We start from the raw sequence: 9,915 nt of genomic DNA, 5'->3' as shown, positions 1-9,915 counted from the left end.
CCAACACAGATTTCATAGCGAAGAGGATTCAAGACTTCCCGCCAAGTGATGTATCTGCGGGGAACATCAGCATGCTGGATGTGCCAAACCTGCAGCCATTTACGGTCCAAGACCAAGTGTTCTGGACAATTCATGATTTACCCCTTTCTGCAGCGCGGGCTTGCCGATCTGCCAACCACGCGGATTGCACATGCGTCACATGCCGCCGTGCTGCGCGGGTCAGATCGCGGATGCCCGCGTCATGTTGTTCATATTTGCCCATGCGCCAGATCAGCGCCGACAGGGCCATGCGATGGCCCCACTTGCGCAACTCTGCCGTGCCTGTGCGCTCACAGGCGGTGCAGCAGTAAATCTGCCAGCTGCGGCGCGGCCTGAACGCGGCCCCGCAGGATGGGTTAAAGCAGATCCCACCCTGCCACGGGCTGGACGCTGCTAATTCCTGATGCGCGAAAGACCGAAAGTCTTCCGGCTCACCAAGCCGTGCCACGGCATTTGCGGTTGTGGGTAGCAGAAGGGTCATAGCGCCAAAGCCTCCTGCTGGGCGCTCACAGGCGCGCTGACGGGCATTTCCATCTGGTTGCGTTCTGCCGCTTCTGCGACACGGGCGCAGGCAACATCGAACCACTTTGGGTCTTTCTCGATCCCGATGGCCGCGCGGCCCGTGCGGGCTGCAGCCACGATGGTGGACCCCGACCCCATGAAAGGGTCGATGACCAGATCACCCGGATCGGTCGAATTGCCCATCCAATGCGCCATCAGGGCCACCGGCTTTTCCGTCGCATGCGGGCGGCGCTGATCTGGCGGCACATCCGCGCCCAGATACAGGTGCGATACATCCTGTTGCGGACAGCGGATCAATGCCTTCGAAGAACAATCGGTGATGCGACGGGCGCGGCCCTTATAGAGATACAGCCCGAATTCGCAGTTCGGCATATACCAGCGGTTTGGTGTTGCCGTGATCTTGTCCCAGACCAACAGACGGTGAAAGCCGAAGCCAGCCGCATCGAACGCGGCGCGGGCGGCACCCTCTTCACGATCTGAAGCCATGATGATGGCATCCGCGTCATCGGACAGCACACCATAGATCAGCGGGGCCATGTCGGCCCACTCGACCATGTCGAACAACTCGCCGGAATTGTCATAGGCATCCTTGGCGAAACAGCCGCCCATTTCGCCCAAGATCAGGCGGCAGCTTCCGATGGTGATGTCGCGCTGAATGCCAGTCATGCCACACCCCAGACATGCTTGCCCTGCGCGACATAGGTCATCGCCGCCGCCAGAATGCGTTCACGCCCACGGCGCGACCCACGCTTCACCGCCTTGGCGATGTATTCTTCATCCTTGAAGCCCAAGGCACGGCTGGCCGCGCGCATCGACGGAAAGGTCAGCCCGCCGATGGTAAAGGGCTTTGACTTCCACGGATTATAGACCGCAGGCCGGGCAACCCGGTCAGGATCGCCATCACAGATCGCGGAATAGACCGTGCCGGACTGCACCCCAAAGTGCGCCGCTGCCGCGTTCACGTCATCGAAATCCTTGCCCGCAATGCGCACCCGCATCGGCTCAGGCCCGACACGCCCGGTGCCAACACGATGCAAGGTGCCGTTGCGATAAGCCGCGCGCACCGTGTTCGGATTGACGCCAAGCGCCTTTCCGGCGGCGCTGAAATTCGGATAGGTCACGCCACGAATGGTGACAGGACGCAGCGCCGGGCGGGTGCCCAGCCCATCCAGCCGATCTTTGCGCACAGCCATGCGCACCTGCCCAGCCGTCACGCCAAGCGCCGCCGCAGCGGCATTCGCGTCAGGGTAAACCACCCCGCGAATTTCGATGTTCTGATAAACCCGCTTGCCCATCACGCCACCCCCTGCAAAGCCAGATGATGGCGAACGCCCCACAGAACCCATGCGCCATCGACGCCAGCCAAGGCGCAGGCCATGAAGAAATCACGGGTGCCAAACCAGCGGCGCGCGGCGGATATTTCGGCAGGCCGATCAGCCATCTTGGGCGAAACGGCCAACTGGAATTGCTCTTCGACCACCGCACACCACAGCGCCCGGCATGCGCGCGGGTCGATGTCGTGTTCTTCGATCTGATTGCGGTCCATATCAGCGAAGGTCATGCGGCACCCCCAACTGCATGGTTCCTTTGCCTTCGCGCCGAATAACCATGCCTTCGCGGAAGACGGTGATCGGCAGTCCGATCTGGCAATCGAACAGGACAAACAGAAACCGGCCATCGGCCAAACGACAGACAAAGACGCGCCGCCCCTTGCGGTTCACACGGGCGACGGGGCGCAGCAGTTTCCAGTCCTGCGCATGCAGCGCATAGGCCAGCGCGCGCCATAAGATCAGGGCATCCAGCCCCCCCCCGAACCGCTCTTCCAGCCGTTCAGAAAAATGATTGAAGATCCGGCGCTGGCTTTCGGCATTGGCGGTGATCGCGTTCATAGCGCACCCCCTTCATATGCCCGGCATTCGGAATCCCAGAATAGGCCCGCGACCGCTTCACCGCAGCCCAACTGCGCAGCTTCACCCAGACACCAGTCCTGAACTTCGGGCCATCCGTTGCGCCGCGCCTCTTGCGGTGCGCGAAGCTGGACAAACAGAACTGCGTCAATGCGGTCGATCAGCTTCAGGCAACGCTGCTCGAATTCACTCAGATCGCAGGCCAGACCCATTCGGGTCAGCACGTCGCCTTCCAAAGACGCATGATCTGCAACCAGACCGCCGCCCACAGCCTTGAAGGGCTGCGACAGATCACCCACCACGAATTCAGCAGCGTCATGTGTCACAGCCGCCCGCAACAACGTCAGCGAATGATCAGGAAACAGAACGATGACCAGCATGGCGCACCGGCCCTGATGCGCGCAGTTGAAATCATCCGCGCCGGACAAAGCCGCGTTCATATGCCAGCGACGGGCAAAGCCCGATGCCCACAGATGCAATGGTCGCGCCAGCCCTGTCGAACACCCTGTCATGCAACCACCCCCGCCGAAAAAGGCCGGGCGCGCAGCCGAAGCCACGCGCCCAAGTCCAACAGGGAGGATGGGGGGGCACATCAAGCGGGCCACCACGCCCCCCACGGTATGGTGTCCTGTGGGGACTACTGCACCCCAGCCCAGATGTTTGAATGCACTGCGCCTGCTGGACACGCCAAGCGCCGCGCAGATATGGTCGGCCAAGAATTTACCGACCCACAAGGATTTCCGATGAAACGACTTTTCCTGATTGCCGCCTGCGCACTTGGCAGCATCGCACACGCAGAAGACATCCCGGACTACGCGACTGCCATGCAAGCCTGCCAAAGCCTCGACCTTATAAGCGCCCGCGCGCAATGCCGGTCGGAAGTCATCAACGCCATTCCCGCCTATGCAAACCCCGCACAGAACTTTATTCGAACCACCAACTGCACTGACACATTGGCACTGATTGACGATCCGACCATCGCTGCAGATGAAGGTGTTTTGCCCGATGGATTGATGCGCCATATCGGGCAACTGGAAGGAATTATCCTTGGTTACGAAATGAGCCAACCGGGCATTGAAGGCCCGCGCGACAGCCTGATGGATAGACTTCGCCAGTCCTGCGAACGGGAACCCGGCAAGACTGTGCTTTGGCACCTGACGATGTTCGGAACAGAACGCTAAGAAACCGAAACCAGACATCATTGCGCGACCTCCGCTGCATCAATGATGTCAGTCAAAACCTGACGGGCAGCGCGCATTTCGGCTATGACCTCGGCGCGCTCTTCGCCGGTCAGTCGGTCAGGGTCATCACTCAAATGCGAGAACGCGCGGATCAGCGCAGCATGAGCCTGACCACTGGCAACCGTGCTTTTCGCGGCCAGTGTTTGCAGGCAACCAACGCGAACACCTTCCCGGCCTGTGCGCTCGAACATGCGATTGGTCAATGGAAAGGCCCCGACAAAGTCTTCGACGGCGATGGCCGCGTCGACGGTGACGCCAATCTGGCCGGAACACATCTTGCTGATCGTGCCCTTGCAGCCCTTGCCATAGCGGGCTTCCAAAACTGCCGCGACCGCCTCGACACCACCAGCGCGGCGAACAAGGCCATCGAAAATGCCGCGCGTCACCGGATCAGCCATAGGAAACCTCGTTTCCTTTGCGTTGACCGATGGTCATGCGACACTTGAAATATGGAACAGCAAACCCAAACATCATGCCGCGCGCCCTCTCTCACCAGACATTTTTGGGGCTGGCAACGGCACAAACGAAAACAGTTCTTGACCGGGAATTGGCTTTCCCTTTTCACCCGCCAAGCTTGCAAAGGCAGCGAACCATTTTGCTGGGAAAACTCCAGCAGACATGTGCGAATGCACAGTTGTTGCCTTCAGGCCCATCCGCGCGGCCACCTCTCGGTAGCCGCCGAATTCATCAATCAGATGTTTTGTCGAAGCATACATGACACCTGATTAATCCGATAATTTCGGATTTTCAACAAGCAACTGCTATCCACATTCATTTTTTTCGGATTTTGGGATACTGAAAGACATGGACTTTGCCACAAAAGAACGCCTCGCCCGAACTGGCGACACTACAAAGGAAGCCATTGGACTGCGCCTTCGCGCAGCCCGAATTGCTGCCGGTTACAAACAGAAAGACTTTGCGGCTATGCTTGAACTGAAGCCGCAGACCTATAACAGCCAAGAGACTAAGGGCGCACCGTCAATAGACGTTATGCGCCACCTATATAGAGCGCACCGAATAGATTTTAACTTTGTTCTTCACGGCGATTTTGCCCAGTTGCCGGGCGATGTGCAGGACTCGCTGTTCGCGGTTCTTTCCGCCGACTAGCAGTCCGCGCATCAAACAGCCAGTTCACGTTCAAACCCAGCTTTCGCGCCCAAATGCCAATGCGAATCCATGCACCCATATCTTTCTCCAAATTCGATGTTCACGTTTTGATCTCACATGTCAACGCTCGCACCACTCATGACGCCGCAACTGTAATCTGATTTTTTCGGATTTTTCCAGTAGACAATCCGAAATTTTCGGATAATGTGCCCTTTGCAATTGGAGGGCACGACATGGCAATAACCTTAAATTTTCAAACGCCGACCCAGCAGACCCAGCAGACCCTGGACGCACTAGCGATTGTGAACAACCCCACACGCTACGCGGGAATGCCGCAACTGCGGATGCTGGCATGGGCTACACTGAAAGCCGAACGCGGGCAGATCGTCTGCCAACACCGCCTTCAGGTGCAGACCTGCCCGCCCTGCAATCATGATTGCAATCAAGGCCGCGACTGCCCGGCTCGGACGCGCAACCAGCAAGCGCAGGTGGCGTGATGGACACGATGAAATCCGTCCCCGCCCACATGCGCGCTGGCCCCGTTCAAACCCTCGAAATGCTGGAAGCCGAAAAGCGGCGCTTTGCCGAACTGAAGGCTGAACAGCTGCGCATCTTGATCGCGCGGGCCACAGCCCCGGCGTTTCAGGCGGACCTTTCACCGCGCGCCCAGTTGCTTGGCAGCACATCGTCACTGGCCTTGATCGTCGGGCGGGCAGCGTGATGGCCGATCTGCCCCAATTCGCCCGCTTCTGGATGGTGTGCCGTAAACCCACTGGCCCGCAATCCAAGACCGAACCGCGCGCCCGCTATTCATCCTTCGATGAAGCACTGGCCGCAGCCCAGAAACTCGCCAAGGAAAACGACGCCCAGTTCCACGTTCTTGAAACCGTGGCCACGGCGCGCCCCGGCGATGCCATGCAGGAGTCGCTGCTATGACCACCCATCTACTGAATGACCGCCTGACCGCCTTTCTGTTGAACCTCGAATGCCTTTGCATGGCAGGCCAGAAAGATGCGTTCATGAATGAAGTCATGGAATGCGGCGGCAGCTATGTGCCGCCCGCCGATGCGGCGCAGCCCAGCCATCTGTTCGAAATCGCCCCGCATGGCGTGAACGCCTATGGCGGGTCAGAGGAAGAGGCGATCCGCAACTGGACCAAAGCCGCCAAGGCGGTTGCGCCGCTGGTCGAAGATGACGGTTTCATCACCGTCCATCCGCCTTTCCCAAACCCGCGCAACCACGGCGAAGAAATTGCCAACGCCCGCGCGGCGGCTGGCCAAGGGGCGCGCTGATGGCCGCGCGCCACGACAACACCACAACCGGCAATCGCCTGTTTGCCGGTCACTGGGCCGGGCGCGGTCTGCTCGACGTGCCCGGCCTTCTTTCCCTATTCCGTCGCGGGCGTCAGGGGACCGCCCCAGCCGGGGCGCGCGCTGCATCTGCCATCACTCACGATAACCAGCAGCGCGCGCCCAAACTGGTGGTGGACAACACCCCGACATTTCACTGCCCCCTGTGGCCGCAATGCGGATGCCCCGGCGGCACCATGCGCCCGGAATGCCCCGGCCTGAAAGCCCGGATAGGTGCAAAATGAACGCGCCCGTTCGACAACGCTTTGACGACATGGACCCAGCCCAACAGGCAGGCATCCTGTGCAATGACCCGCGCTTCCAGCGGTTTGCAGCCAGCCGCTGCGGCATGCAAGGCGAACAGTTCAGCAGCAGCGCCGCCGCTCAATACCTGCGCGACTGCTGCCAGATCGACAGCCGCAAGCAGCTGACCACCAGCGAAGCGGCCCAACAGAAGCTCCAGATCCTGCGCACCGAATTCGACGCATGGACTGGCAAGATCGCAACCCCACGATAGAAAGGCTGGCCGAAAATGTCAGACAATATTCAAATCAAGTTTCCCAGTGAAGACGCAGCCAAGCAGGCGCTGACGGCTTGCGGCTTCAGTCTTGGCACATCGCAACGCGATGACCCGCGCGGCATCATGCACGGTGACTACCTGATCATGAAATGGCGGAACCTGTCCAACAAGGACAAGGACGATCTGCACGGGGTCTATCACCGCCATGGGTATGGCGGGCCGGTTTCGCTTTGGATGAAGCCGAACTGCCCGCCGGAACCTCTTTCACAACTGACCCAGATGTCAGCCACCTAGCCGACCTCACCCACACCACAGAAAGGACCACGCCCGTGATGGCCAAGAAAATAGACGAATCCGCCGAAGTTGTCGTGTCAGACGCACACGACCCCTATGCAATCCGCACCATTGAACACCTGTTCTCACTGTTCGATGGCGGCGATTTCCTTGCCGAAGTGCTGGAAGGGCACCGCCAGCTGCAGATCGACATGCTGGAACACAAGGAACTGCACGGCACCAAAGGCTGCAAAGGGTCCATGACCATCACCGTCAACTATGCCCTTGGCAAACAGGGTGACGTGGACATGGGCGCTACCGTCAATTTCAACGCCCCGAAAGCACCCCCTGCATCCGCATCGGCCTTCATCGACGAAAACGGGCAAATGACGCTCTACAGCCCGCTGATGAAGCGCATGCACGGCGGTGTGCGTGATGTCACCCCACACGACCCGGAAACGGGTGAAGTGCGCGACGTTTAACCCCGAAAACCAACCCCAACAAAGGAACTGACCATGTCAGACAAGACAGACAATCACGCCGCCCTGCGGCACGAAAACCCGGCAGAAACCATGCGCGATGTGATGGCCACCTTGGGCAGCGCCGAATGCATCGCAGATCCGGTCGATCAGGAAGGCGGAACCCCATTCAATTCGCCACATCTGGTCAGCCTGCCGGAAAAGCGCCGCATCGAAGATGTGACCAGCAGACACCGTGACGCCGCCGAATACTTCAAACCGGCCCGGCGCAAAGGCACGGCCCGCTTTGCCGATCTGCAAAGCATCATCGCATGGGCCAATCGCTTCAAAGGCGACACATCAGCCCTATTTGCCAACCCCGACATGGAAGCGCCGACGCTGACCTGCATTGCGGACTATCACGCGGCGGGTGCGGTCGACGTGACCACAGCCACAGGGGACGCCAGCGCGCGCCACTGCCACCACCGGGCCATCTATGACTTCCCGCTGTCGGAAGAATGGAAGGCATGGATGGGCGTTTCAGGTGAACCGCTCAAGAAAGACAATCTGGGCGAATTCATCGAAGCGCAGGCCAAGGACATCATGGACCCGTCGCCCGCCATCTTGAAGGGCGGTGTCAGCGACAAGAACCAGCCGTGGGAAAACCGCCTGATCGAAACCGCCCAGAAGATCGAAGGGCGCTATGGCCAGCTGACCCAGCTGCTGGCGATGTCCAAGCAGTTTCAGGTGCATGAAACCAGCAATCTGACGGTGAAGACCAACCGGGACAGCGGCGAACAGGAAATCCAGTTTGTCAATGAACACAAAGCCCCGGATGGCAAGCCGCTGCAGATCCCGAACCTGATCATCATTGCCATCCCCGTCTTCATGGGCGGCGCGCCTTACCGGATGCCAGTGCGATTCCGCTATCGCAAGCTGGGCGGCGAAGTGCGGTTCATTCTGTCGATCTACAATCCCGAAAAGGCGTTCGAAGCCGCCTTCAAGGAAGCGGTTGAAGCGGCAACCACCGAAACCGACCTGCCCACATTCATGGGCACCCCCGAATCTTGACCTCTCTTTCTGCCACTTCTCACGAGGTGGCAGCGACGGATTTCAATACTTTAGACATAGAAAAAAATCTGACATGCTCGAGTCGCCGTTCCTCTTCCCCCCGTTCAGGATGAAACAGGATTGTGCCGCATATTATTGCGGCATGTCCCTGACGTCCTTCATTCGGGCTGTAAGGGATGAAGAACTGCCACCCGGACGCAAAGGCATGGGCGGCACCTATTGGTTGCGTCAGGACCTTGAAACCGCAATGGTGGGAAACAGGACCAAGCCAAAGACTGATTTCGACGACCCGATATGAAAAACCGCAGAAAGTACCTCTATTCAGACACGGATCGCCACGGCAATCGTCGCTGGTACTTCAAACCACCCGGATGGACGCGCAAAACACGCATGGCCCAGGCCGAGGGCACAGCAGCTTTTCACACCGAATACGAAACTCTCTTGGAAAAGTGGCGCAGCGGCGATGTTCCGGAGGATCGGAAAAAGGTCGCAAAAGACTCAGTCGAGATGATGTTGCGGCAGTACCAGGCCAGCGCAGCGTTTGCCGCTCTGGCGCCGTCAACGCGCGAACAGAGATCCAATTTCTACATTCGGTTTTGCAGGAAACATGGCGCAATTGGACGTGACGATCTCACACCGGCGGACCTTGCCAAAGTCCGCGATGCATTTGGCGACCGCAGATTTGCCGCGAGAAACTTTGTTAAGGCCATGCGACGGGCCTACGCCTGGGCCAGCAGCCCCGAGGTCGGCCTTGCCACCGGCAACCCGGCAGCGCAGGTCTCCTTGCCCAGCGGACAAACCGACGGGCACACGCGATGGTCCCTCGATCACGTTCTGAAATTCAAGAATTTCTATCCCAAGGGGCACAGGGCGCGGATCGCACTTGCAATCCTTCTATTCACCGTGCAGCGCATTTCTGACGTCCGGGTTATGGGGCGCGCCCAGGTCCGCGACGGCTTTATCAAGGTAAAGCACTACAAGACCGGCAACGAAATCGAGATCCCACTCCTGTCCATTTTACGCGACGAACTCGGTGATCGCTATAAAGAGATGATCTGGTGGCAATCAGAACTCGGTAGGCCTTACTCCATAAAATCTGCCTCGATGCGGTTCAGCGACTTCGCAAAGGATGCTGGACTGCCGAGCGGATACACCGCCCACGGCCTTCGCAAGTGCGTGCCCACAATTCTGGCTGAAATGGGTATGTCAGAAGATGTCATCATGTCTGTTCTGGGCGACAAAAGTGCAGACGCCGCACGCGTGTATATTCAGGACGCCAACCGCAAGGCACTGGCCGCACGCGGGCTAAGGGCCGCAGAAACCGAACTCGCCAAGATCTGGAACAAGAAAAGTGGGAAACTTTCATGATATGTTCACGGTGTTCTATGGGGGTAAAAGTTTCCCACTTTCCCCCTAACTTATTGAAAA

The 9,915-nt window shown here is 58.9% G+C and carries 21 protein-coding genes; 13 read left to right on the top strand and 8 right to left on the bottom strand.

Annotation, left to right across the window (positions count from 1 at the left end; translation table 11 throughout):
- Positions 1 to 130: 130 nt before the first annotated feature.
- The 6 genes from EK369_RS01750 to EK369_RS01725 are packed head-to-tail and all read right to left on the bottom strand — an operon-like array spanning position 131 to position 2,980.
- Positions 131 to 520: a hypothetical protein gene (locus EK369_RS01750; protein WP_127111965.1), complete on the bottom strand. Its 390-nt coding sequence runs from the start codon at positions 518 to 520 to the stop codon at positions 131 to 133.
- Complete coding sequence (locus EK369_RS01745; protein ID WP_127111964.1) at positions 517 to 1,227, bottom strand: DNA-methyltransferase; 711 nt, start codon at positions 1,225 to 1,227, stop codon at positions 517 to 519. Before EK369_RS01745 ends, EK369_RS01750 begins: the two co-directional genes overlap by 4 nt.
- Positions 1,224 to 1,856: a hypothetical protein gene (locus tag EK369_RS01740; RefSeq protein ID WP_127111963.1), complete on the bottom strand. Its 633-nt coding sequence runs from the start codon at positions 1,854 to 1,856 to the stop codon at positions 1,224 to 1,226. The genes EK369_RS01745 and EK369_RS01740 overlap by 4 nt, the downstream gene beginning before the upstream one ends.
- A complete protein-coding gene (locus tag EK369_RS01735; RefSeq protein ID WP_127111962.1) occupies positions 1,856 to 2,122 on the bottom strand; it encodes a hypothetical protein in 267 nt (88 codons plus the stop codon). Before EK369_RS01735 ends, EK369_RS01740 begins: the two co-directional genes overlap by 1 nt.
- Positions 2,109 to 2,450 carry a hypothetical protein gene (locus EK369_RS01730; protein WP_127111961.1) on the bottom strand — a complete coding sequence of 114 codons (342 nt, stop codon included), beginning with the start codon at positions 2,448 to 2,450 and terminating at the stop codon, positions 2,109 to 2,111. The genes EK369_RS01735 and EK369_RS01730 overlap by 14 nt, the downstream gene beginning before the upstream one ends.
- Positions 2,447 to 2,980 (bottom strand): hypothetical protein, encoded by a 534-nt coding sequence (locus EK369_RS01725; RefSeq protein ID WP_127111960.1) that lies wholly within the window; start codon positions 2,978 to 2,980, stop codon positions 2,447 to 2,449. The genes EK369_RS01730 and EK369_RS01725 overlap by 4 nt, the downstream gene beginning before the upstream one ends.
- 231 nt (positions 2,981 to 3,211) lie before the next feature.
- Here EK369_RS01725 and EK369_RS01720 point away from each other — a divergent pair, with 231 nt between their 5' ends.
- A complete protein-coding gene (locus tag EK369_RS01720) occupies positions 3,212 to 3,649 on the top strand; it encodes a hypothetical protein (RefSeq protein ID WP_127111959.1) in 438 nt (145 codons plus the stop codon).
- A gap of 17 nt (positions 3,650 to 3,666) precedes the next feature.
- Here the strand turns inward: EK369_RS01720 and EK369_RS01715 are convergent, their stop codons facing one another.
- Both EK369_RS01715 and EK369_RS01710 read right to left on the bottom strand, forming a co-directional pair.
- Positions 3,667 to 4,107, bottom strand: a complete 441-nt coding sequence (locus tag EK369_RS01715) for a hypothetical protein (protein ID WP_127111958.1) — start codon at positions 4,105 to 4,107, stop codon at positions 3,667 to 3,669.
- A 72-nt stretch (positions 4,108 to 4,179) separates the two neighbouring features.
- Positions 4,180 to 4,425, bottom strand: coding sequence for a carph-isopro domain-containing protein (locus EK369_RS01710; protein WP_127111957.1), 246 nt, complete (start codon positions 4,423 to 4,425; stop codon positions 4,180 to 4,182).
- An 88-nt stretch (positions 4,426 to 4,513) separates the two neighbouring features.
- Here EK369_RS01710 and EK369_RS01705 point away from each other — a divergent pair, with 88 nt between their 5' ends.
- From EK369_RS01705 to EK369_RS01655, 12 genes are all read left to right on the top strand, one after another.
- Positions 4,514 to 4,816, top strand: a complete 303-nt coding sequence (locus EK369_RS01705) for a helix-turn-helix transcriptional regulator (RefSeq protein WP_127111956.1) — start codon at positions 4,514 to 4,516, stop codon at positions 4,814 to 4,816.
- 233 nt (positions 4,817 to 5,049) lie between these two features.
- Positions 5,050 to 5,313: a hypothetical protein gene (locus tag EK369_RS01700; RefSeq protein ID WP_127111955.1), complete on the top strand. Its 264-nt coding sequence runs from the start codon at positions 5,050 to 5,052 to the stop codon at positions 5,311 to 5,313.
- Positions 5,313 to 5,537 (top strand): hypothetical protein, encoded by a 225-nt coding sequence (locus tag EK369_RS01695; protein ID WP_127111954.1) that lies wholly within the window; start codon positions 5,313 to 5,315, stop codon positions 5,535 to 5,537. Before EK369_RS01700 ends, EK369_RS01695 begins: the two co-directional genes overlap by 1 nt.
- A complete protein-coding gene (locus EK369_RS01690; protein WP_127111953.1) occupies positions 5,537 to 5,752 on the top strand; it encodes a hypothetical protein in 216 nt (71 codons plus the stop codon). Before EK369_RS01695 ends, EK369_RS01690 begins: the two co-directional genes overlap by 1 nt.
- Entirely contained in the window at positions 5,749 to 6,108 is a 360-nt protein-coding gene (locus EK369_RS01685) for a hypothetical protein (RefSeq protein ID WP_127111952.1), read from the top strand. The genes EK369_RS01690 and EK369_RS01685 overlap by 4 nt, the downstream gene beginning before the upstream one ends.
- The gene (locus tag EK369_RS01680) at positions 6,108 to 6,410 is read left to right on the top strand and encodes a hypothetical protein (protein WP_127111951.1); all 303 of its coding nucleotides are present in this window, start codon (positions 6,108 to 6,110) and stop codon (positions 6,408 to 6,410) included. The genes EK369_RS01685 and EK369_RS01680 overlap by 1 nt, the downstream gene beginning before the upstream one ends.
- A 29-nt stretch (positions 6,411 to 6,439) precedes the next feature.
- Entirely contained in the window at positions 6,440 to 6,682 is a 243-nt protein-coding gene (locus tag EK369_RS01675) for a hypothetical protein (RefSeq protein WP_235871314.1), read from the top strand.
- Between the two features lie 15 nt (positions 6,683 to 6,697).
- The gene (locus tag EK369_RS01670) at positions 6,698 to 6,979 is read left to right on the top strand and encodes a hypothetical protein (protein ID WP_127111949.1); all 282 of its coding nucleotides are present in this window, start codon (positions 6,698 to 6,700) and stop codon (positions 6,977 to 6,979) included.
- Positions 6,980 to 7,017: 38 nt separating this feature from the next.
- Entirely contained in the window at positions 7,018 to 7,440 is a 423-nt protein-coding gene (locus EK369_RS01665) for a hypothetical protein (protein WP_127111948.1), read from the top strand.
- Between the two features lie 33 nt (positions 7,441 to 7,473).
- Positions 7,474 to 8,487 (top strand): DUF2303 family protein, encoded by a 1,014-nt coding sequence (locus tag EK369_RS01660; RefSeq protein WP_127111947.1) that lies wholly within the window; start codon positions 7,474 to 7,476, stop codon positions 8,485 to 8,487.
- Between the two features lie 109 nt (positions 8,488 to 8,596).
- Positions 8,597 to 8,785, top strand: coding sequence for a hypothetical protein (locus EK369_RS21710; protein ID WP_164726799.1), 189 nt, complete (start codon positions 8,597 to 8,599; stop codon positions 8,783 to 8,785).
- Positions 8,782 to 9,855: a tyrosine-type recombinase/integrase gene (locus tag EK369_RS01655; RefSeq protein ID WP_127111946.1), complete on the top strand. Its 1,074-nt coding sequence runs from the start codon at positions 8,782 to 8,784 to the stop codon at positions 9,853 to 9,855. The genes EK369_RS21710 and EK369_RS01655 overlap by 4 nt, the downstream gene beginning before the upstream one ends.
- Positions 9,856 to 9,915: the final 60 nt, after the last annotated feature.

This window comes from Shimia sediminis (assembly GCF_003990645.1).
Taxonomy (GTDB): Bacteria; Pseudomonadota; Alphaproteobacteria; order Rhodobacterales; family Rhodobacteraceae; genus Shimia; species Shimia sediminis.
The sequence above is the reverse complement of the archived record's forward strand: the minus strand, read 5'-3'. Positions and strand labels throughout refer to the sequence as shown.